At 69.5% G+C, this 22,228-nt stretch carries 20 protein-coding genes; 17 read left to right on the top strand and 3 right to left on the bottom strand.

What is annotated here, in order from left to right:
- Positions 1-179 precede the first annotated feature (179 nt).
- The 9 genes from ABT084_RS27930 (at position 180) to dpgD (ending at position 10,692) form a co-directional block, all read left to right on the top strand.
- A complete protein-coding gene (locus ABT084_RS27930; RefSeq protein ID WP_351049434.1) occupies positions 180-1,763 on the top strand; it encodes an MBL fold metallo-hydrolase in 1,584 nt (527 codons plus the stop codon).
- Between the two features lie 140 nt (positions 1,764-1,903).
- Positions 1,904-2,929, top strand: coding sequence for a 4-hydroxyphenylpyruvate dioxygenase (hppD, locus tag ABT084_RS27925; protein ID WP_351049431.1), 1,026 nt, complete (start codon positions 1,904-1,906; stop codon positions 2,927-2,929).
- 77 nt (positions 2,930-3,006) lie between these two features.
- A complete protein-coding gene (locus tag ABT084_RS27920; RefSeq protein ID WP_351049429.1) occupies positions 3,007-5,406 on the top strand; it encodes an aminotransferase class I/II-fold pyridoxal phosphate-dependent enzyme in 2,400 nt (799 codons plus the stop codon).
- Positions 5,403-5,615, top strand: coding sequence for an MbtH family protein (locus ABT084_RS27915; protein WP_351049426.1), 213 nt, complete (start codon positions 5,403-5,405; stop codon positions 5,613-5,615). Before ABT084_RS27920 ends, ABT084_RS27915 begins: the two co-directional genes overlap by 4 nt.
- Before the next feature lie 116 nt (positions 5,616-5,731).
- Complete coding sequence (gene ddaH / locus ABT084_RS27910) at positions 5,732-6,571, top strand: dimethylargininase (RefSeq protein ID WP_351049424.1); 840 nt, start codon at positions 5,732-5,734, stop codon at positions 6,569-6,571.
- Between the two features lie 110 nt (positions 6,572-6,681).
- Positions 6,682-7,836, top strand: coding sequence for a 3,5-dihydroxyphenylacetyl-CoA synthase DpgA (gene dpgA / locus ABT084_RS27905; protein WP_351049421.1), 1,155 nt, complete (start codon positions 6,682-6,684; stop codon positions 7,834-7,836).
- 11 nt (positions 7,837-7,847) lie between these two features.
- On the top strand, positions 7,848-8,555 hold the full coding sequence (gene dpgB / locus ABT084_RS27900; protein ID WP_351049418.1) for an enoyl-CoA-hydratase DpgB: 708 nt from the start codon (positions 7,848-7,850) through the stop codon (positions 8,553-8,555).
- Positions 8,556-8,653: 98 nt separating this feature from the next.
- A complete protein-coding gene (dpgC, locus tag ABT084_RS27895) occupies positions 8,654-9,886 on the top strand; it encodes a (3,5-dihydroxyphenyl)acetyl-CoA 1,2-dioxygenase DpgC (RefSeq protein ID WP_351049458.1) in 1,233 nt (410 codons plus the stop codon).
- Positions 9,883-10,692, top strand: a complete 810-nt coding sequence (dpgD, locus tag ABT084_RS27890; protein WP_351049416.1) for an enoyl-CoA-hydratase DpgD — start codon at positions 9,883-9,885, stop codon at positions 10,690-10,692. Before dpgC ends, dpgD begins: the two co-directional genes overlap by 4 nt.
- Positions 10,693-10,877: 185 nt before the next feature.
- On the opposite strand, the gene ABT084_RS27885 is transcribed toward dpgD, so the two are convergent.
- Both ABT084_RS27885 and ABT084_RS27880 read right to left on the bottom strand, forming a co-directional pair.
- Positions 10,878-12,761 (bottom strand): ABC transporter ATP-binding protein, encoded by a 1,884-nt coding sequence (locus ABT084_RS27885; protein WP_351049414.1) that lies wholly within the window; start codon positions 12,759-12,761, stop codon positions 10,878-10,880.
- 75 nt (positions 12,762-12,836) lie between these two features.
- Positions 12,837-13,637 (bottom strand): alpha/beta fold hydrolase, encoded by an 801-nt coding sequence (locus ABT084_RS27880; RefSeq protein ID WP_351049411.1) that lies wholly within the window; start codon positions 13,635-13,637, stop codon positions 12,837-12,839.
- A 294-nt stretch (positions 13,638-13,931) separates the two neighbouring features.
- Between ABT084_RS27880 and ABT084_RS27875 the strand changes: the two genes are divergently transcribed.
- The 7 genes from ABT084_RS27875 (at position 13,932) to ABT084_RS27845 (ending at position 19,158) form a co-directional block, all read left to right on the top strand.
- Positions 13,932-14,141 carry an MbtH family protein gene (locus tag ABT084_RS27875; protein ID WP_351049409.1) on the top strand — a complete coding sequence of 70 codons (210 nt, stop codon included), beginning with the start codon at positions 13,932-13,934 and terminating at the stop codon, positions 14,139-14,141.
- Positions 14,142-14,629: 488 nt separating this feature from the next.
- Positions 14,630-15,169 carry a class I SAM-dependent methyltransferase gene (locus ABT084_RS27870; RefSeq protein ID WP_351049406.1) on the top strand — a complete coding sequence of 180 codons (540 nt, stop codon included), beginning with the start codon at positions 14,630-14,632 and terminating at the stop codon, positions 15,167-15,169.
- A gap of 694 nt (positions 15,170-15,863) precedes the next feature.
- Complete coding sequence (locus ABT084_RS27865) at positions 15,864-16,745, top strand: ParB and winged helix-turn-helix domain-containing protein (RefSeq protein ID WP_351049456.1); 882 nt, start codon at positions 15,864-15,866, stop codon at positions 16,743-16,745.
- A gap of 573 nt (positions 16,746-17,318) precedes the next feature.
- A complete protein-coding gene (gene panD, locus ABT084_RS27860; RefSeq protein ID WP_351049403.1) occupies positions 17,319-17,738 on the top strand; it encodes an aspartate 1-decarboxylase in 420 nt (139 codons plus the stop codon).
- A 58-nt stretch (positions 17,739-17,796) separates the two neighbouring features.
- Positions 17,797-18,144, top strand: coding sequence for a GNAT family N-acetyltransferase (locus ABT084_RS27855; RefSeq protein ID WP_351049402.1), 348 nt, complete (start codon positions 17,797-17,799; stop codon positions 18,142-18,144).
- Positions 18,141-18,821 carry an arylsulfatase gene (locus ABT084_RS27850; protein ID WP_351049400.1) on the top strand — a complete coding sequence of 227 codons (681 nt, stop codon included), beginning with the start codon at positions 18,141-18,143 and terminating at the stop codon, positions 18,819-18,821. The genes ABT084_RS27855 and ABT084_RS27850 overlap by 4 nt, the downstream gene beginning before the upstream one ends.
- A gap of 28 nt (positions 18,822-18,849) precedes the next feature.
- A complete protein-coding gene (locus tag ABT084_RS27845; RefSeq protein WP_351049397.1) occupies positions 18,850-19,158 on the top strand; it encodes a hypothetical protein in 309 nt (102 codons plus the stop codon).
- Between the two features lie 113 nt (positions 19,159-19,271).
- Here ABT084_RS27845 and gnd read toward each other — a convergent pair whose 3' ends face one another.
- Positions 19,272-20,717, bottom strand: coding sequence for an NADP-dependent phosphogluconate dehydrogenase (gene gnd / locus ABT084_RS27840; protein WP_351049395.1), 1,446 nt, complete (start codon positions 20,715-20,717; stop codon positions 19,272-19,274).
- Positions 20,718-20,931: 214 nt separating this feature from the next.
- On the opposite strand from gnd, the gene ABT084_RS27835 reads away from it, so the two are divergent.
- Positions 20,932-22,221 carry a transglycosylase family protein gene (locus ABT084_RS27835; protein WP_351049393.1) on the top strand — a complete coding sequence of 430 codons (1,290 nt, stop codon included), beginning with the start codon at positions 20,932-20,934 and terminating at the stop codon, positions 22,219-22,221.
- Positions 22,222-22,228 lie beyond the last annotated feature (7 nt).

The following is a 22,228-nucleotide window of genomic DNA, read 5'->3' as shown; positions in this document are numbered from 1 at the left end:
CTCCGGGCCATCCTCCTCCGGGAGGCTGGCGTTCTCGTCGGCGCCTCGAACTTCAGGGCCCTGCCATTCGCTGTGGTTCTTTGTTTCTCCACCATCCGCTGCCCTGAAAAGGGTTACGGGCACCCGTGCGTGCCCCGGATCGGTCCATTGTGTCGATTTCTCCTGGAGGGAGGGCGCAGATGTCTGAAGAGCAGCTTTTTCTGCGGTCCAAAGTTATTATCGAGCCGCTGGTGGACAGGTTTTTCGCCTGGCCGTACACCATTGCGCCGGTACAGGCGGCGATGAATCTGGCATTCCTCCAGGTTCCCCTGCTCGAGTCGTACCTGCAGTCACCGCAGGTCCACATCGCCGCCAGCAACAACCCCGAACTTCGTGGCGGCTATTTCATCAACATCCCCGAGGAGCGCGCCGACGAGGTGCGTGACCTGCTGGCCGCCATCAAGCGGGACCGGGCCGACATGCTGCGCTTCGCGGAGGCGATCGCCGCCGGCCAGGAGCTGCTGCGCGCCAACGCCACCGGCTTCGACCTGACCCCGCTGTACCCGAAGCTCCCGCCGGAGCTGGGCGGTCTGGTCGAGCTGGCCTACGACACCGACAACCAGGCGCAGATGCGCTTCATGGAGCCCGTTGTCTACAAGAGCAAGGTCTATCAGGAGGCGCGCCAGTCGGTGCAGCTCTCCTTCGAGACCGGCATCGAGCGTCCGTTCATCCTGAGCACGCCGCGCCTTCCCTCGGCGGACGTGCTGGAACTGAACATCCCGTTCCGTCACGAGGGGCTGGCCGAGCTGTTCAAGTCCCGGGTCAAGCCCACCACGCTCGCCCACCTGCGCGAGGCGCTGGAACTGAACGACGCCCAGGCCGCTCAGGTTCGCACCATGCTGAGTGATCGTCCGAGCCTGGCCGAGGACCGTCACATCGAGGGCGGCGGCCGCATCCGCTACTTCGGCCACGCCTGCCTCGTACTCCAGACGCCCGAGGCCGCGATCGTCACCGACCCGTTCATCAGCGCGGACAGCACAGCCGGTGACCGCTACACCCTGGACGACCTGCCGGACTACATCGACCTGGTCCTCATCACCCACGGCCACCAGGACCACATCGTCCTGGAGACGCTGCTCCAGCTGCGCGGCCGCCTCGGGGCGATCGTGGTCCCCCGCTCCTCGCGCGGAAACCTGGCCGACCCCTCGATGGCACTGATGCTGCGCCACCAGGGCTTCAACGTGATCGAGGTCGATGACTTCGACGAAGTGGAGTTCCCCGGCGGCAAGATCACCGCCACCCCCTTCCTCGGCGAGCACTGCGACCTCGACATCCGCGCCAAGTCGACCTACTGGGCCGAGCTGGCCGGCAAGAAGGTCTTCATCGGCGCAGACTCCTCGGGCATCGAGCCCGCGCTCTACCGCTACGTCAAGCAGCACCTGGGCACCGCCGACATCGCCTTCCTCGGTATGGAGTGTGACGGCGCGCCCCTGACCTGGCTCTACCAGGCCCTGCTCACCATCCCGGTCACCAAAAAGATGAGCAACTCGCGCAAGTTGTCCGGCTCCAACGCCGAGCAGGCCGCCGCGATCATGACCGAGCTGGGCGCCACGGAAGCGTACGTCTATGCGATGGGCGAGGAGGACTGGCTCGGCCACGTCATGGCCACCACGTACCACGAGGACACCTACCAGATCAAGCAGATCGAGGAGTTCATGAAGTGGTGTGCCGACCGCGGCATCAAGGCCGGCCACCTCTTCAAGCAGCAGGAGTGGCGCTGGTAGGCGCCGCTTAGCGGTACGGGCGCGTCGCCCAGGGGCGGTGCACGGAAGTCGCGAAGAACGGGCGGCACCCGTGTCCCCCTGGGCGGCGGGCCCGGCCGACAGGCACCGACCGTCTCTTGGCCATCCTCAGGAGGTACTCCATGGCTGTTCAGGACATAGCGTTCGTCGAGTTGTACACCCGGGACAAATTGGCTATGGCCGAGTATTTCGAGTCAGCCATGGGCTTCACCCGGGTCGCGGACTCGGTTGAGGTCGACCGTAGCTCCGTTCTGCTGCGGCAGGGCACCACCCAGGTGGTCGTCACGTCAGGACCAGGAACCTGGAGGTTTCTGGAAGACCACGGGGAGGGCATCGCCGATATCGCGCTGACCTGTGATGATGTCGCGGTCAGTCGAGACTCGGCGATCGCGGCCGGCGCCAAACCCGTCGTCTCCCTGCGACAGAGCCCGGCCGTGACCGCCTTCGGTGACGTCATGCACACACTGTTGCCGCACACCGGAGAGCACCCGGGAACGGTGCTGCCCGCAGGCCGCCGGTGGGCCCCCTCGCCCGGCACGTCAGCCGGGGCCGAGCGCCGGATCCAGGCCCTGGACCACATCGCGGTCTGCCTCGAAGGGGGCACCCTCGCCGCGCACGCAGACTTCTACGAGGAGGCCTTCGGTTTCTCGCGCCTGTCGGCCGAATACGTGGCCGTCGGTGGTCAGGCCATGGACTCCATAGTCGTCCGCAGCGCATCAGACCGTGTCACCTTCACCCTGGTCGCGCCGGACCCGGGCAAGGAACCGGGCCAGCTCGACGGCTTCCTCGCCCGTAACGCCGGTCCTGGCGTGCAACACATCGCGTTCCTCGTCGAGGAGATCATCCCCGCGGTCCACGAGTTCCGTGGCCGCGGTGTGGAATTCCTGAGCACCCCGGACGGCTACTACGACCTGCTGGACCAGCGGTTCGCCGACCTGCGGATGGAGATCGAACAGCTGCGGGAGGCCCAGGTGCTGGCCGATCGCGACGAGTGGGGTCATCTGCTCCAGCTCTTCAGCCGGTCGCCGTTCGAGCGCAATACCCTGTTCTTCGAACTCATCCAGCGCAACGGCTCCCGTGGGTTCGGCAGCGCCAACATCCGTGCCCTGTACGAAGCGGTGGAGCGCGACCGGCTGGCCGCCCGATGACCGGAGACGAACCCCTCACTGCCGCGACGGACACCTTCCACACCCTTGCGGACTGCGCCGACCTGGCTCGCCGTCGCATGGCCCCCGCAGTCTGGGACTTCTTGGCGGGCGGCGCAGGCGATGAACGGACGCTCGCGGCCAACCTGGAGGCCTTCGACCGGATAAAACTGAGGCCACGCGTCTTGGCCGGCTTCGGTCTGCCCGATATCGAGACCAAGATCCTTGGCCGGACCTGGGGTGCGCCGGTCGCCATCGCACCGATGGCCTATCACACACTGGCCGACCCGCTGGGTGAGGTCGCCACCGCCCGGGCTGCCGGCGGGGCCGCAGTCCCGCTGATCGTCAGCACCTTCGCGGGCCGCACCTTCGAGGACATCGCCGCGGCGGCCTCGGGCCCCCTCTGGCTCCAGGTGTACTGTTTCCGCGACCGCGCCACCACGCGCGCGCTGATCGAACGCGCCGAAGAGGCCGGATTCGAGGCGCTCGTCCTGACGGTGGACGCTCCACGGCTGGGTCGGCGGACGCGGGACCTGCGCAACAACTTCAGGCTGCCGCCGGGCATCGAGCCGGCCAACCTCGTCGGCGGAGGATTCTCCTCGCCCAGCGCCCACGCGCTGGCCGAGTTCGATGCCTGCCTGGACTGGTCCGTGATCGAATGGCTGGGGTCCGTCAGTTCGCTTCCCGTGCTGGTCAAGGGCATCCTCACAGCCGACGACGCACGAGCGGCCATGGCGGCCGGTGTCGACGGCATCGTGGTGTCCAACCACGGCGGCAGACAGCTGGACGGTGCTCCGTCGACCCTCGAAGTGCTGCCCGAGATCGCGGCGGCCGTCGCAGGCACCTGCCCGGTCCTCGTCGACGGAGGGATCCGGCGCGGCTCGGACGTACTGGCCGCTCTTGCGCTCGGCGCGGACGCGGCGCTCCTCGGCCGACCCGTACTGGACGGCCTGGCACTGGGCCAGGAGCAGGGCGTGGCACGCGTGCTGGACATCATCACCGACGGACTGACCGAGGCGATGATGCTCACGGGTACGCGTTCGGTCGCCGATGCCGGACCAGAACTGGTGCAGTCTCAGACGGTCACCCTGCAGCCGCATGCGGAGCCGGCCGTACGGACCGCTCCCCGGAGCCCGGCCCCGCACCCCAGCGGGCCGCTGCGCAGGGAGGAACTGCACGCCAGCCTGCGCGATCCGGTGCTGGACACGATGAACTTCCTCAACGAGATCACCCACCGATTCCCCGAGGCGATCTCGTTCGCGCCCGGCCGCCCGTACGACGGCTTCTTCGACACCGGCCAGATCTTCGACCATCTGCGCCGCTACCTCGACCACCTGGAGGCAGGCGGGGCCTCGCCCGCCCGGATCCGCTCCACGCTCTTCCAGTACGGCCCGACCAGCGGCCACATCAGAGAGCTGATCGCGGACTCGCTGCGCAAGGACGAGGGCGTCGACGTGCCCCCGGAGTCGATCGTGGTCACCGTCGGCTGCCAGGAGGCGATGTTCCTGGCTGTGCGGGCGCTCATCTCCGGCCCCGACGACGTGCTGCTGGTCTCCAGCCCCTGCTACGTGGGGATCACCGGCGCGGCCCGCCTGCTGGACGTCGAGCTGACCTCGGTCGCGGAGCGCGAGCAGGGATTCCGCTGCGTCGACCTGGAGGCGGCGATCACCGCCGAACGGGCACGCGGAAGGCGCCCCCGCGCCTTCTACGTGATCCCCGACCATTCGAACCCCTCGGGCACCACGATGCCCCTGGAGACCCGGCACGAGCTGCTCGAACTCGCGGCCCGCCACGACATCCTCCTGCTGGAGGACAGCCCCTACCGGATGGTCAGTCCGGGCCGACAGCTGCCCACCCTCAAATCACTCGACCGCGAACACCGGGTCGTACAGCTGGGCTCCTTCTCCAAGACGCTCTTCCCCGGCGCCCGGGTGGGTTACGCGGTCGCCGACCAGCCGGTGACCGACAGCTCCGGAACCGTCGGTCTGCTGGCGGATGAGCTCACCAAGATCAAGAGCATGATCACGGTGAACACATCGGCGGTGAGCCAGGCCGTCGTCGCGGGCATGCTGCTCGCCGCGGACGGGCGCACATCGCAGCTCAACACCGAGACGGCCGCGTACTACGGACACGCGATGCAGGTGACGCTCCAGCAGCTCGACGAGAACTTCCCGGTCGGCGAGAGAGAGGAACTCGGGATCCGCTGGAACGAGCCCAGCGGGGGATTCTTCCTGTCGGTCACCGTGCCGTTCGACGCCGACAACACCGCACTGGTGAGGTCGGCGGAGGAATTCGGTGTCGTCTGGACACCGATGTCCTACTTCTACCCCCAGGGCGGCGGAGAGCAGGGCATGCGGCTGTCCGTCAGCTCCCTCACCGATTCCGAGATTTCCGACGGAATCAAGAGGCTGGCCGCCTTCATCAGAGTGCAGGCGGGCCAGGCCGGACCAACTGTCACCTCAGAAAGGACGATTCGATGACGAACCCATTCGACGACCCCGACGCCAACTACGTGGTCCTGGTCAATGACGAGGGTCAGCACTCCCTCTGGCCCGTCTTCGTCGACGTGCCCGAAGGCTGGCAGAAGGTCCACGGCGAGGCCGCCCGCCAGGACTGTCTCGACTACATCGAGAAGGTCTGGACCGACATGCGCCCCAAGAGCCTCATCGAGGCCATGGCGCAGAACTGACCGGAGCCGCACGGCACTGGCAGAACCACACGGCGGCCGTTTTCGCGACCACGCGGAAACGGCCGTTCGTATCGAGCCACCCGCTGGTCCCCCGATCAGCGTGAGGAGAACCACCCATGACCGACCGAGTCTCCGCACAGTCCGGCCGGCGCCGAACCGCGATCCCGCGCCGATTCCTGATGTGCCGACCCGAGTTCTACGACGTCCGCTATTCCATCAACCCCTGGATGCACCCGGAGAAGCCGGTTGACGACGCACTCGCCCTCAGCCAGTGGGAGACCCTGCGCGACCTCTACCGTGACCTCGGCCACACCGTCCAGGAGATCGACCCGATCCCGGGGCTGCCCGACATGGTCTTCGCGGCCAACGGCGCGACCGTGCTGGACGGGAAGGTGTTCGCCGCCCGGTTCCGGCACGTGGAGCGCACCGCCGAGGGCCCCGCGTATCTGGACTGGTTCCGCCAGCACGGTTACGAGGAGACCCACTGGCCGGAATACATCAACGAAGGTGAAGGCGACTACCTCTCCGTGGGCCGGCGCCTGCTGGCCGGCACCGGCTTCCGGACCGACCCGCGTTCGCACGCCGAGGCCCAGGAGTTCTTCGGAGTGCCCGTGACCAGCCTGCGCCTGGTCAACCCGTCCTACTACCACCTGGACACCGCGCTGTCGGTGCTCTCCGAGGACGAGGTCATGTACTACCCGGCCGCCTTCTCCGAAGGCAGTCAGGCCGTGCTGCGCGAGCTGTTCCCGGACGCCGTCCTGGCCACCCACGAGGACGCGGCCGTATTCGGCCTCAACGCCCTTTCCGACGGCCGCCACGTGCTGCTTCCGGAAGCAGCCACCCACCTGGCGAAGGAGCTCGCGGCGCGCGGCTTCGAGCCGATCGGTGTGGACCTGACCGAACTGCTCAAGGCGGGGGGCAGTGTGAAGTGCTGCACGCTCGAACTGCGGGACTGACCCGTGCGTCCCCCCGGCACCCTCTGCCGACTACCTGGAAGGTTGATTGACGTGTCCGTTGCAGTGTGCCCTGTCCGCAGCAAGACCCGTATGTGGGGATGGACCTTCCGATGACCACCAGCATGAGTCCGCCGCGCCCCACCGATCTCCTCGTCCCCGCGGTTCCCGAGTGGAAGGCATCCGCGGGTGCCGCCCGGATCGTGGGCATCGGCACGGCCAACTCCGGGCACTCCTACTCCCAGCGGGAACTGCTCGACATATTCAAGATCACGGACCCCAAGGTCCGCTCGGTCTTCCTCAACAGCGCGATCGAACGCCGCTACCTGACCATCCCACCGCGGGACGAGGAAGGCACCTGCCTCCCCGAAGCGCAGGGCGAGCTCCTGGCCAAGCACAAGAGGCTGGCCCTCGACATGGGAGCACGCGCCGTGCGCGCCTGCCTGGAGAACTCCGGCCTCGCGCTGTCGGACATCGACTACTTGTGCTGCACGACCACCACCGGCTTCCTCACTCCCGGTCTGAGCGCGCACCTGATCCATGAGATGGGAATCCTGCCCAAAACCAGCCGGGTCGATGTCGTCGGCATGGGCTGCAACGCGGGCCTGAACGCCCTGAACGCCACCGCCAGCTGGGCCGTGGCCAACCCCGGCAAGGTCGCCGTCATGCTGTGCGCGGAGGCTTGCTCCGCCGCCTACGTCATCGACGGGTCCATGCGCACCGCAGTGGTCAACAGCCTCTTCGGTGACGGCGCCGCCGCCATCGCCGTCGTCGCCGAAAGCCCGGACGCCGCGCATACCCCGTCCGACCCGCCGGCCGCCTCGGCAGGCCCGAAGATCCTGGGCTTCGCCAGTCATCTGATCACCGACGCCATCGGGGCCATGCGCTACGACTGGGACGAGGAGCAGGGCAAGTTCAGCTTCTATCTCGATCCGCACGTCCCGTACGTGGTCGGGGCCAACGCGGAGCAGGTCGTCGACCGGCTGCTCGCCGGCGCCGGACTGCGTCGCAGCGCCATCAGCCAGTGGCTGGTGCACTCCGGCGGCAAGAAGGTCATCGACGCGGTCCGGGTCAATCTCGGCCTCACCCGCCACGACGTCCGGCATACCACCGGAGTACTGCGGGACTACGGCAATCTGTCCAGCGGCTCGTTCCTGTTCTCCTACGAACGGCTGATGCAGGAGGGCGTCACCAGGGCAGGTGATTACGGCGTCCTGATGACCATGGGCCCTGGATCGACCATCGAGACCGTGTTGGTGCAATGGTGACGGGAAGTCAGATGAACAGCGAAAACGAAGCTGAGAGCACGACCGTACGGATCGACGGCGATGACCTCGTCCTGCGGATCGACGGGCGTAAGGGCCTGTCGGCCGAGTCCGTCGCCCTGGTGAGCGCGGTCTGTGACAGGGCCGAGGACCACGCCGGCCGCAGCCGCGTCATCGTCCACGTGTCCGGCATACCCGATGGGGTGCCCCCGGCCGACCTGACCGTGGCGCTGGTCAGCAAGTGGGAGCGGGCCCTGCGGCGCCTGGAGCGGCTGCCCGCACCCACCATCGCCGTCGCCGACGGCGACTGCGGGGGACTCGCCCTGGAGGCGCTGCTCGCCACCGACTACCGCATCGCGACCGATACGGTGCGTCTGGTCGTACCCGTGGGCGACGGGGCCACCTGGCCGGGAATGGCGCTGTACCGGCTGGCCCAGCACGGCGTCGGCGCCGCCGCGATCCGCCGGGCGGTTCTCTTCGGCACCCCGGTCGACGCAGCCGATGCGCTCGCCCTCCACCTGGTCGACGAACTCGTCCAGGACCTGCCTGCCGCCGAGGCCGCGGCGGGGGAGCGGGCCGGCGCCGTCACCGGCACCGAACTGGCCATCCGGCGACAGCTGATGCTGGACGCCACGACCACCACCTTCGAGGAGGCGCTCGGAGTCCACCTCGCCGCTTGCGACCGCGCGCTGCGCCGGGCGGCCGTCGGAGCCGCTTCGTGACGGCCGCAGGCCCGCAGGACACCCTGCGGGCCGTCCGGGCCGACCTGGGCAGTGCCCGCAAGGCGCTCACCGCGGCTGCCACGCACGCCGGAGAGGCGCTGGGACTTCTGCCCGCGCCGGAGCGCCGTACCGAGGAACAGCGGGCGACGGCCGCTGCGGCCACCGACGCCGTCAGGTCGCTGCGCGCCGTCTTCTTGGACACGCACGTCGACGCGGTCTACGACGAGCTCACCGAGGCACGCACCCGCCACCTGCGGGTGGCCGAGCTGGCCTCGGCGGCCGCGGAAGCGTTCCCCGGGCTGGTGCCCACCACCTCCCAGCTGGAGACGGAAGGGATCAGGGCGCAGGCCGGGAAGGAGGGGCACGAGATCGACCAGGGCATCTTCTTCGGGAAGGTACTGGGCTCGCCACTGGCCGGCCCTCACCTGCTCGACGCGATGCTGCGTCCGACCCCGCGGGCCCTGGCGATCCTGCCGGAATTCACCCGCACGGGCCGGGCGGATCTGGGCTCCGTACGGATGGAGCGCACCGATGGCGTGGCGCGGCTGACCATGTGCCGAGACGACTGTCTCAATGCCGAGGACAACCAGCAGATCGAGGACATCGAAACCGCGGTCGACCTCGCCCTGCTCGATCCGGCCGTGGAGGTGGCCCTGCTGCGCGGCGGCGAGATGACCCATCCCCGCTACCGCGGCAAGCGCGTCTTCAGTGCCGGCATCAACCTCAAGTCCCTGCACGGCGGCGGCATCTCGCTGGTCGACTTCCTGCTGCGGCGGGAACTCGGCTACATCCACAAGATCCTGCGGGGACTCGTGGTCGAGGACGGGGCCGCCTGGCGGCCACGGACCGTCGAGAAGCCCTGGGTCGCGGTGGTGGACACCTTCGCCATCGGCGGTGGTGCCCAGCTCCTCCTCGTCTTCGACCACGTGATCGCCGCCTCGGACGCCTTCTTCAGTCTCCCGGCGGCCAAGGAGGGCATCATCCCGGGCGCCGGCAACTTCAGGCTGAGCCGGGCGGCCGGTACCCGGCTGTCACGCCAGGTCATCCTGGAGGGGCGCCGGATCTGGGCGACCGAGCCCCAGGCCCGCCTGCTGATCGACGAAGTACACGAGGCCGATGCGTTGGACGAGGCCGTCGAGCGGAGCGTCGAGCGCCTGCGTGGCCCGGCGGTGGTCGCCAACCGGCGGATGCTCCACCTCGCCGAGGAGTCCGCGGACGAATTCCGCTGCTACATGGCGGAGTTCGCGCTGGTGCAGGCGCTACGCCTGTACAGCTCCGATGTGATCCACAAGGTCGGCCGGTTCACCGCGGAGAAGGAGGCGCAGAGGTGACGGTGCACGCGGACGAGCAGCGCGTGCTGTACCGGAAGAAGGACCACGTCGCCCACGTGACGCTCAACAGGCCCGCGGTGCTCAACGCCATGGACCTGCGGATGCACGAGGAACTCGCCGCGGTCTGGGACGATGTGGAGGCCGACGACGAGGTCCGGGTCGCGGTCCTGACCGGCGCGGGAGAACGCTCCTTCACCGTCGGGCAGGACCTCAAGGAGCGGGCCCGGCTCGATGAGCAGGGGGTGCCGCGGTCCACCTTCGGCAGCCGGGGCCAGCCCGGCTGGCCCCGGCTGACCGAGCGGTTCACCCTGTCCAAGCCCGTCATCGCCCGGGTCAACGGGTACGCCCTCGGCGGAGGCTTCGAACTCGCCCTCGCATGTGACCTCATCATCGCCTCCGACCAGGCCGTCTTCGCCCTGCCGGAGGCCCGGCTCGGCCTGGTACCGGGCGCCGGCGGCGCCTTCCGGCTGGCCCGGCAGGTCCCGCTGAAGGTGGCGCTCGGCCATCTGCTGACGGGCCGGCGGATGAGCGCGGCCGATGCACTGCGGTGGGGGATGGTCAACGAGGTCGTTCCGCACGACAGGCTCGACGCGTGCGTGGCCGAGTGGACCGAGGAGTTGCTGCGCAGCGCGCCGCTAGCGGTGCGGGCCATCAAGGAGGCAGTGATGCGCTCGGTCGACATGCCGCTTGAGGCGGCCTTCAGCACCCCGTTCGGCTGGGAGCAACGGCGCCGTGGCAGCGAGGACGCCATCGAGGGGCCGCGGGCCTTCGCGCAGGGACGCGAGCCCGTCTGGCAGGGCCGCTGACCTGCGGCCCCGCTCCGACGGATCCGCGGCGCCGCTCACCAGGAGCGGCGCCGCGGATCCGTTTCGTACGTCTGTCGGTCCGTGCAGCTGGTCTTCGCCAGGGAAGTGTCGCGGCCGGACCGAACGCCGGGAGGACGACGGGAAGCCGGCCTCGCGGCGTTCGCGCGGGTGGTGACCCGTCCTGCTCAGCGCAGTTCGGTGACCAGTTCGGCTTCGTCCGCGGGGCGCTGGTCGGCGAACTGCGTGTGGTAGAGGTCGGAGTACAGACCCCCCAGGGCCAGCAGTTCCTCGTGGGTCCCGCTCTCGCGGATCCGGCCGGCCTCCACCACCAGGATCTGATCGGCCTCGCGGATGGTGGACAGTCGGTGGGCGATCACCAGCGAGGTCCGCCCGGCCAGCGCGGACTTCAGGGCCTCTTGAATGGCCGCCTCGGACTCCGAGTCCAGGTGTGCGGTGGCCTCGTCGAGGACCACGACCGGTGGGGCCTTGAGCAGCAGCCGGGCCAGGGCGATCCGTTGCTTCTCCCCGCCGGAGAGCCGGTAGCCGCGGTCGCCGACCATGGTGTCAAGACCGTCCGGAAGGCTGCTGATGGAGTCCCAGATCATCGCCGCCTGGCAGGCCTCGATCAGCTCCTGTTCGCTCGCCCCGGGACGCGCGTACTCCAGGTTCGCGCGGAGCGTGTCATGGAACAGGTGCGCGTCCTGGGTGACGACGCCGACGGTGTCCCGCAGCGACTGCAGGGTCAGATCCCGCAGGTCGTGACCACCGATTCGTACGGTGCCCTCATTGGCGTCGTAGAGCCGGGGCACCAGCTGGGTGATGGTGGTCTTGCCGGCGCCGGACGGGCCGACCAGGGCGGTCAGTTTACCGGCGGGGGCGGTGAAGCTCAGAGCCTCCAGCGTCCACGTCTCGTCCGCGCGCTCGGGCAGCCGGTGCGCGATGCTCTCCAGCGAGGCGAGCGATACCTCGTCGGCCTTCGGATAGCGGAAGGAGACCCGCTCGAACTCGACGGCCGGTGCCTCGGCCCCGTCCCCCGCCGTGGGCAGCTCCAGGGCCCCGGGCCGCTCCTTGATGAGCGGCTCCAGGTCGAGCACCTCGAAGACCCGGTCGAAGCTGACCAGCGCGGTCATCGCGTTCACCTGGAGCGTCGACAGCTGGTTGATCGGCCCGTAGAGCTGCATCAGCAGGGTGACCAGGGCCACCAGGGTGCCGATCTGCAGGGTGCCCTCGATGGTCAGGGTGCCGCCGAGACCGTAGACGAGGGCGGTGGTGACCGCGGTGAGCAAGGAGGTGATGAGGAAGAGGATCCGACTGTAGACGACCTGCATGACGACGACGTCGCGGACCCGGCCGGCCTTGCTCGCGAACAGGCTGGACTCGTGCGAGGCACGGCCGTAGAGCTTCACGAGCATCGCGCCCGAGACGTTGAACCGCTCGTTCATCATGGAGCTCATCTCGGCGTCCAGGTTCATCGTCTGCCGGGTGAGCCGCTGCAGACGGCCGGCGATCAGACGCACTGGCAGCAGGAAGAGCGGAATCATCAGCAGCGCGCCGAGGGTCACCTGCCAGGAGAGGTAGAACATCGCCGCGAGAATCAGGATCAGCGTGAAGACGGTGGACACCGCTGTGGTGAGCAGGGTGGTCAGGGCTTGGCGGGCCCCCACCACGTCAGCGTTGAGCCTGCTGACCAGGGAACCCGTCTGGGCACGGGTGAAGAAGGCCAGTGGTTGGTTCTGTATGTGCGCGAACACCTTCGTGCGCAGGTCGAAGACCAAGCCCTCGCCGATCCGGCCGGAGCACCAGGCCTGGACATAGAGACCGCCCCCGTTGAGCACGGCTATCCCGGCCACGACCCCGCACAGGCCCACGACGACACCGGTGCGTCCGGGCATGATGCCGTCGTCAATGATCATCTTCAGGATCAGCGGACTGGCCGCCGTGGCCACCGCGTCGGCGATCGTGGTCAGCAACAGCAGGGCCAGATGCCAGGGGTAGCGCAGGGCGTACGGCAGGATCCGCCGCACCGTACCCGGCTTGACCCGCTGGTTGGTGATCCCGTTCTTCTCCATCCGCAGCCTGGAGGGACTCAGCGGGGGGCCGCCTTTTGGCGCCATGGAAACCTGCCTCGCTCTCGTGGTGGTCCGTCAGTTCTTTTCGAGGAACTCGATGATCGCGGTGTTGACCGCGTCCGGACGCTCCAGGTTTCCCAGGTGGCCGCAGCGGGGGATCTCCACGAAATCGCAGTCCGGGATGGCGTGGGCGACCTCGGCGACCAGGTGAGGCGGACAGACCAGGTCATCGGTGAAACCGATGGCGTGGCACGGCACCGTTATCCGGCCCAGCGCCTCGCGGCGGTCCCCGGTCCGGTCCACCCAGCTCTGCCCGTCCGCGTCCGCGCCGCCACCGGTCAGCTCGAAGATCTCCAGCCATGTCGCGATGGCGTCATCGTCGTTCAGGGTCGCGGGCGACAGCATTTCGAGCACCTGGCGGACGGCCGCGTACTTGGCGGGCAGCGCGACGCCACTGTCCCGAAGTGCCCGGTCCGCGGTCCACAACGCCCGTCGGGCCGTGTCCGACCGCGCCCGGGTGGCGATCAATACCGCGGAGCGCACCAGGTGGGGCGCCTCGAGGGCCAGCTCCTGCGCGACCATGGCGCCCATGGAGGTCCCTACGACGTGACACGGGCCGATGCCCAGCGCCTCGATCAGACCTCGGGTGTCCGCCACCATGTCATCGAGCGAGTACTTGCCGGGGGGCGCGTCCGAGGGCGCGATGCCGCGGTTGTCGAACACGATCGTCTCGTACCCGGCCTGATGCAGCGCGGGCGTCTGGTGCAGGGTCCAGACATGGCCCGCTGCGCCCGATCCCATGATGAGCAGTACCGGCTGGCCGCGGCCGGCGCGTTGGTAGGACAGTTGGATTCCGTTGGTCTTCACGAAGGGCATGGCGCACCCTCGCTGACGGTCGTCGTGGACAAGGGTGTCTCCGGATGCTGGAAGGAGGGGGGTGTTCCGGCCGAGATACGGCACTACCCGAGCCTCACCTTCGCACCGTCCCGGCACGCTGATCAAGGAGTCGACGGAGCGCGGAACAGGCCGTCCAACTGACGCATCGGCACAGTTGAACGCGGAGAAGTCAGTACTCCAGGCCGGTGGTTGACTTGTCCGCAGAGGCCTGGGCCATAGTGGGTCCGGTTGGGCCGAGCGGTCCACATCATGCCCCCGAGAAAGGACGACGTGGTGACGAATCCGTTCGACGACCCCGACGCCAACTACCTGGTCCTGGTCAACGACGAGGGCCAGCACTCCCTCTGGCCGGTCTTCGTCGACGTGCCCGAGGGCTGGCAGTCGGTGTTCGGCGAGGCCGCGCGCCAGGACTGCCTCGACTACATCGAGAAGTCGTGGACCGACATGCGCCCCAAGAGCCTGATAGCGGCGATGGAGAAGTAGGCGCTTCCGCAGCGCGCGCAGCCGACCGCCTCAAGGGCGTGTCGGCTGCGCGCGGTTTCGCCTCGAGACAGGGGAGTTGCCCACTCCCGCCGCCGGTATCAGGTGCATCGCCAGCGGTTGCCCCGTCACGACACCACGTGGCACGTGCTGCGCTCCTCGTTCGCGAGCACCCCTCAGGATGACAAAGGGGTACGCCCACAGGACATCCGATGTCACCCGTGGGTTGATGCGCCGCCGCAGTCATGGCCCCTAGGCTCGTGCGCGCATCAGCCTGCCGCGGGGCGTCTTCGATCACCGCGGCTGTCATACCGGAGCAGCGCATTTTCGGAAGGTGGTCGATGGGTCACAGCTCGCCGCACCCGGGCAGGCAGAACTGTCCCGACGAAGACAACGGCCGACGGGCCGGCATTCGCCTCAGATCTGCGGCAGCCGCTCTGCGTTGGGCTTCCGGTCTGGGGGGGCTTTGGGCGGTACAGGAATTGGCTGGCTTGTCCGGGCTGGTGGGATCGGGTGACGTGTGTCTGGATGTCCGCGCCAAGCACGGTCGGTACACCCGGGCCCTGGCCGTGCTCGCAGGGCCGACCGGACAGGTCCACAGCGTCGAGCGTCGGCTCCGACCGATCGGCCGCCTGACCCTTGGGACGACCTTGCTCGGTTGCGGCAACGTCACCCTGCACGCCATGGTTTCCGGAGACGGGCGGCAGCGGCCCGGCACCATCGACAACCTGTGCCGACAGGTGGGGCTGACAAAAGTCAACTTCATAAAGCTCGGCTCGGAGGACCTCGAGGCCGCGCTCGTCGGGGCTTTCCATACCCTGCTGCGCGATCGCCCCTCGATCCTGCTGGAAAGAGACGACGCTCATTTCGTGAGGTGTGACGCTGCCCGAGGCAGCCTGATCCGTAGTCTCACCGTCAGTCTCGGTTACAGCATGTACCGTTGGCAGAAGAACGGCTGGGAGCCTGTCACCCACATGACCGAAGGCCCTCGATTCCATTTGTTCACCGTCAGGTCCTTGCCGCGGAGTTAAATCGGCACGCCGCCCTGAGAGCGAACGCAAAGACGCCCGGAATTTTGACGGCCCGCTGGTGACCCTGCATGTGCGCGGCAGCGGAACTATGGCGCGAATCTGCCGAGTTGAGCCGGAACTACGCGTACGTGATGAACCACCCGATCGGCTTGAGTCGGCGGGACGTTCAAACGGTGTAGCGCAGCAGTTGAACACGGGCGGCAGCGGCGATGGTCTGTGTCTGCGGGGCGTCACCCCTCAAGATCGACTCGGTTTCGGCCAGACTTGAACGCGTCGCTCGACAGCTCCGAGTCCAACGGTCAGTATGAGACGCGCTGTTGCTGCTGTTGCAGGTGTGATGCTCGGGGTTGGAGGTGAGAGCGGGGGTCGATGAGAGGGGGGCCTTTGGCATGCCCTGTATCGGCCTGGCCGCACACATCCGTCGACGTCATGTGATCACATCAACCCGCGAGTCCTTTTGGTCTTGTGATTCTCGGGAAATATAGATTCTTACATCCAACGGGGGATGAGTTTGAATCGGCAAGATGTCAGTCCACTTGGTTTGGTGCGGGATGGGCATGCTGTTAACTCGATCGGAGTAACTGCGCCCAGCGAACCTTCCATCCGGGAAGTCGTGGCGTTCCCGATAGCATCGCTGCTCCCGGGCGAATCGCCGCGTTCTGAAGGGCAGGATGCGGATCACGTTGCTCGGTTGGTGGAATTTGAGGGGTTGCTTCCCCCTATTCTGGTCGATCGGCGCACGCTTCGGGTAATTGACGGAATGCACCGTCTGGTGGCCGCCTTCCTCAAGGGCCACGAAACGATTCATGTCGAGTTTTTCGACGGGACTGCCGAAGAAGCCTTCCTTCGGGCTGTAGAAGCAAATGTGACCCATGGTCTGCCGCTTTCGCGATCGGACCGGGTGGCTGCCGCCGGGCGGATCATTGCGTCACATTCGCAGATGTCGGACCGGGCGATCGCGAGGGCTTCGGGGCTGGGTGCCCGGGCGGTTGCGGCGATCCGTCGGCGTTCGGGCGACGGCACACCGGAGCTGAACGCCAGGGTCGGGCTGGACGGGAAAGTCAGACCGTTGAACAGCGTCGAGGGGCGCAGGAGAGCCGCGGAGCTCATCGCTGAGAACCCTGACGCCTCGTTGCGCGAGATCGCACGGTTGGCCGGAATCTCCCCAGCCACCGTGAGTGACGTCCGAAAGCGGCTCCAGGTCGGCGAACTGCCTGTGCCCGAGAAGCCCGGCGAGGTGTCTACCGGAGATCAGGTCAGCTGCACCGTAGTGCCGGTGCAGCGCCGCTCTGCACCGGCAGCCCGGCTGCCCGAGACGGATCCCGCCTCCTTGGTCGACCGGTTGCTGCTGGATCCATCCCTTCGCTACAAGGAGGAAGGGAGGCAGTTGCTGAGGCTGCTGCAGCGGAATGCGATCGGGGACGACGGGTGGGCCAAGCTGGCCGATGTGGTGCCTTCGCACTGCGGCGATCTGGTCGTCACTCTGGCGCGCCAGTATGCGGAGACCTGGCTCGGCTTCGCCCGAGAACTGGACGAGCGGGCCCGTGTCATGAGCCAGGGTGCAGCGAGCGGATGATTTCGAGCGAGGGGGCTGTCGACAGCCCCCTCGACGCCGATTCGCTCATGAAGTGCCCGGGGTCCCCGCGCCGGCGGGCGAGCCGGACCCCTCGAATGCGTCTACCGCCAGATGTGGCGGAGCGGTTCGCGGCCGGTAAATCGAGTGGAAAGAGACTCGGAAACATCCTGGACGGCGGCGGCCCGAGGTCATGGACCGCCGGTCGGCGATGGGCAACGAGCTTGCCACCCCGAGCGGCGCAAGAGCAGCTGGCCGGTGACCGGTTGCTCCTGTGCCGCTCTGCCGTCGGCGGTTCTTCCCGTCCGGCGTGCAGCGAGATCCTGTCCGACGCGCGTCGGTACAGCGCCATCAGGCTCGTCGTCATTGACATGGCGGACGATGCGCATGGGCCCGATGCGGCGCCTGGGCGGGAGCGTCACAACAGCCTCGGTGCCCACGGAAGCGCAGGCCAGGAGCCTTCTCGTGAGGGGTAATCGATCCTTGGGACCTCCGGTCCGACGGCTGCCGGTGTAAAGTGCAGAACGCCCTTGACCTGCAGAAAGCAGGCAGGGAGCCGTCTTCTAGGAGCTCACATTGCTGCGCACCATGTTCAAGTCCAAGATCCACCGGGCCACCGTCACCCAGGCCGATCTGCACTACGTCGGGTCCGTGACCGTCGACGCCGATCTCATGGAGGCGGCGGACCTGCTGCCCGGGGAGCTGGTGCACATCGTCGACATCGACAACGGCGCGCGGCTGGAGACGTACGTCATCGAGGGCGAGCGCGGTTCCGGGGTGATCGGGATCAACGGGGCCGCCGCCCATCTGGTGCACCCCGGTGACCTGGTCATCCTCATCAGCTACGGGCAGTTCGAGGATGCCGAGGCGCGGGCGTTCGTGCCGCGGGTGGTGCACGTCGACGCGGACAACCGGATCGTCGAGCTGGGCGTGGATCCGTCCGCTCCGGTGCCGGGGACGGACCAGCGGCGCGGCCCGCACGCCGTCGCGATCTGAAACCCGTGGCCGCGGGACACGCACTGGCGGGACACACACTGAACGAGGGGCGAGGGGCATGACGATCGAGATCAGGGACGACCGGGCCGCCGGGCGGCTGGGAGCCTTCGACGGCGCGGAGCGGGTCGGTGTGATCGCCTACTTCGTGCTCCGCTCCGGGCCGGGCGCGGGTGCCCTCGTCGCCGTCCACACCGTGGTCGAGCCGGGCCACGAGGGCCGGGGGATCGCCGGGGACCTCGTCCGCGCCTTCTACGGCATCGCGGCCGCCGAGCAGGTCGCCGTGGTGCCGCTCTGCCCGTACGCGGCGAGCTGGGCCGCCCGCCACCCCGAGCAGGCGCCGCAGCCGGACGCCGAGGTCGTGGAGGCCGCGAAGCGGCAGCTCGCCTCCGACCCGGCGCGGTGGTGAGCGCGGCGGACGGTCCGGGCGCCCTGACCCTGCTGCACACCTCCCCGGTGCACGTCCCGGTCTTCGACGGGCTGCGCGACCGGCACCACCCGGGGGCGGCGCTGCGGCACCTCGTCGTGCCCGGGCTGCTGGAGCGCGCCCGGGCGGAGGGTCCGGCGGCGGTCACGGGGGAGATCGAGGCCCTGCTCAGCGCGGCGGAGGGCGGGGACGGCCCGGTGCTCTGCACCTGCTCGACGATCGGCGCGGTCGCCGAAGCCCTCGGGCCGGCCCTGGGCCGTCCGGTGCTGCGGGTCGACCGGCCCATGGCCGCGGCCGCCGTCCGTACGGGCCCCCGCATCGCGGTCCTGGCCACCGTGGAGAGCACCCTCGCCCCGACGCTGGCCCTGATCCGGGAAGAGGGCGCGGCCCTCGACCGGGAGCGCGCGGGGTACGCGGCGGCCCTGTGCCCGCGGCCGCATGTGGTGCCGGGCGCCTGGGAGCGGTTCGAGGCGGGCGACGACGCGGGCTGCCTCGCCCTCGTGGCCGCGGCGGCGGAAGCGGTCACCGACGCGGACGTGATCGTGCTGGCCCAGGTCTCGATGGCCGGCGCGCTCGAACGGGCGGTGACGGCCATCCCGCTGCTGGCCAGCCCCGCGGTCGGCCTCGCGGCGGCGGTGGGCGCGCTCCGGCGGGCATAGCGCCCGGGATCGCGGGAAGGTGGGGCTTATGGTGCGAAACGCAGAGAACCAGAGCCCCGGGCGCCTGCCGGAGCCCACCGTCCCGGCCGGGACCGAGCCCGTACCGGAGCCGGGGGTGCCGGATCCGTTCCCGAACCCCTGGCCCGACCCGAGCCTCCCCGACCCCGCGAAGCCCGACCCCACGCCCCCGCCGCCCGCTCCCGCGCCGCCCGTCCCCGGGCCGCCGCCGCCCGGGCCCCGGCCCGCGCCGCCCGTACCGGGCCCGGTGCCCGAGCCGGACCCGATCCAGCCGCCCCCGGGGCCCGCGCCGCTTCCGCAGCCCGGACCCATCGGCTGAGCAACCGGCCCGGACCCCTCGGGTGAGTACCGCCCGGGACCCCTCGGGCGAGTACCCGGCCCGAATCCCTCGGGCCGGGTGAGTGCCCGGCGCCGCCGGGGGCGGCGGCTCCGTCAGCCGTCCGTGCGGACCTCGGAGCGGTCGCCGCTCCAGAGGGTGTGGAACGAGCCCTCCCGGTCCGTGCGCCGGTAGGTGTGCGCCCCGAAGTAGTCCCGCTGGCCCTGGGTCAGCGCCGCCGGGAGCCGGTCCGCGCGCAGCGCGTCGTAGTACGCCAGCGAGGCCGCGAAGGCCGGTACCGGAATGCCCTGGCGGACGGCGGTCGCCAGGACCGCGCGCCAGTCGTCCTGGGCCGCGCCGATCTCCTCGGCGAACCGCTCGTCCGCCAGCAGGCTGGGCAGGTCCGGCCGGGCGTCGTAGGCGGCCCGGATGCGGTCCAGGAAGGCGGCCCGGATGATGCAGCCGCCACGCCACAGCGAGGCCACGGCGCCGGGGTCCACGCCCCAGCCGTACTCCGCGCTGCCGGCCTGGATCTGGTGGAAGCCCTGGGTGTACGAGACGATCTTGGACGCGTACAGCGCCTGCTCCACCCGGGCGGCGAACGCGTCGGCCTCCTCGGCCGGCAGCGCCGAGGCGGACGGGCCGCCCAGCGCCCGCGCGGCCGCGCGCAGGTCCGCGTGGCCGGAGACGGCCCGCGCGAAGACGGCCTCGGCGATGCCCGACACGGGAACGCCGAGGTCCAGCGCGATCTGCACGGTCCAGCGGCCGGTGCCCTTCTGCTCCGCCGCGTCTGCCACGACATCGACGTACGGGCGCCCGGTCGCCGCGTCCGTGTGCGCCAGCACCTCGGCCGTGATCTCGATCAGGTAGGAGTCCAGCCGGCCGCGGTTCCAGTCACGGAAGGTCCGCGCGATCCGGGCGGGGGAGTACCCCGCGACCTCGCGCAGCAGGTGGTAGGCCTCCGCGATCAGCTGCATGTCGGCGTACTCGATGCCGTTGTGCACCATCTTCACGAAGTGGCCCGCGCCGTCCGGACCCACGTGCGAGGTGCACGGCGTACCGTCGGCGGCCTTGGCGGAGATCTTCTCCAGCATCGGGCCCAGGGCTGCCCACGACTCGGGCGAGCCGCCGGGCATGATGCTCGGGCCGAGCAGCGCGCCCTCCTCGCCGCCGGAGATGCCCACGCCCACGAAGTGGATGCCCTGCTCGCGCAGCTCGCGCTCGCGCCGCCGGGTGTCCTCGAAGTGCGCGTTGCCGCCGTCGATGATCACATCGCCCTCTTCCAGCAGTGGCGCGAACTCACGGATCACGGCGTCGGTCGGCTCACCGGCCTTCACCATGATGACGAGGCGCCGGGGGCGTTCGAGCGCGTCCACGAACTCCTTCGCCGACTCGGCGGCGATGAAGGTGCCCTCGTGTCCGAACTCCTCGACCAGGGCGCGCGTCTTGGAGGCGGTGCGGTTGTGGACGGCGGTGGTGTAGCCGTTGCGGGCGAAGTTCCGGGCGAGGTTGCTGCCCATCACCGCGAGCCCGGTGACGCCGATCTGGGCCGTGCTGGTCATCGTGCGCTCCTGGTATGCCTCGGTGTGCCGGGGTGTTCTCCCGTGCCCCCTCGGGCAGGGAGGAGGCCGACGCTACCCCGGCGCGGCCGCCGATGGATCTCCTCCACGCGGAGAACGCCTCAACCCCCTTGACCACGCGCCGTGTTGCGCCCCTTGTCCTGGTCGTGTCGCGCCGTTAGGTTGTGCGGTTCCTGATGTCTTCAAGGGGGCTCCCATGGGCGTACGGGGCCGGCACCGCCGGTACCAGCCAAGCACCATCAACCGGGCTTCGCTGGTGGTGACCGCGGGAGGCGCCGGAATCGCGCTGCCCTTCATCGGCGCCGGTGCCGCCCACGCCGCCACCGTCGACACGTGGAACAAGGTCGCCACCTGCGAGTCCACGAACAACTGGCACATCAACACCGGCAACGGCTACTACGGCGGGCTCCAGTTCAGCCAGAGCACCTGGCGCGCCTTCGGCGGCACGGCGTACGCCGCCCGCGCCGACCTGGCCACCAAGGACCAGCAGATCGCGGTGGCCGAGAAGGTGCTGGGCGCGCAGGGACCGCAGGCCTGGCCCGTCTGTTCCAAGGAGGCCGGCCTCAGCCGGGGCGGCGCCGCCCCCGCGGTGACCCCGAAGGCGCGGACCGTCCCGGCCCGGCCCGCCACGGCGCAGCAGACCGCCAAGCCGCCGCAGGCTCCCAAGCCGCAGACGGAAACGGTCCCGGCCGCCGCCCCTCGGAGCGCCGCGCCCACCCCGACGGGTACGCCCGTCCTGCCCAATCCGTACGTTGTCGCGCCGGGCGACTCGCTCTCGGCGATCGCGCGGGGCCAGCACGTCGAAGGCGGCTGGCAGGCGCTCTACGAGACCAACCGGGCCACCGTCGGAGCCGATCCCGACCTGATCTTCCCGGGCCAGCGGCTGACCCTGCGGATCACGGCCGCCCCGGTCACGCCGAAGCCCCCGGTCCCGCCGCCCGCGGCCACCCCCGCGCCCGTGCCCACTCCCGCACCCAGGACCACGCCCAAGCCGACGCCCTCACCCGAGAAACCGCCGCGCACCGCCGACCCGGTCAAGCCCGTCGAACCGGCGGCGGCCAAGCCGAAGCCCGCCTCCTCCGGCACGTACACCGCACCGGTCGAGGCGAGCACGGGCACGGCCTACCACGTCGCGGGTTCCTCATGGTCCAGCGGCTACCACACGGGCGTCGACTTCCCGGTGGCGACCGGAACCGCCATCAAGGCCGTCGCTCCCGGCGAGGTCGTGTCGGCGGGCTGGGCCGGCGCCTACGGCTACCAGGTGGTCATCCGGCACACCGACGGCCGGTACTCGCAGTACGCGCACCTGTCGGCCCTCGGGGTCAAAGCCGGTCAGCAGGTGAGCGGGGGAACGCGGATCGGCCGCTCCGGCTCGACCGGCAACACCACCGGACCACACCTGCACTTCGAGATCCGGACGGGGCCCGGCTACGGCACCGACATCGACCCGCTCGCCTACCTGCGCGGGCACGGCGTCGGCATCTGAAAGCGCC

The organism is Streptomyces sp. NPDC002138, assembly GCF_040296485.1.
Classification (GTDB): domain Bacteria; phylum Actinomycetota; class Actinomycetes; order Streptomycetales; family Streptomycetaceae; genus Streptomyces.
Note: the sequence above shows the minus strand (reverse complement) of the source record. Positions and strands in the feature narration are given on the sequence as shown.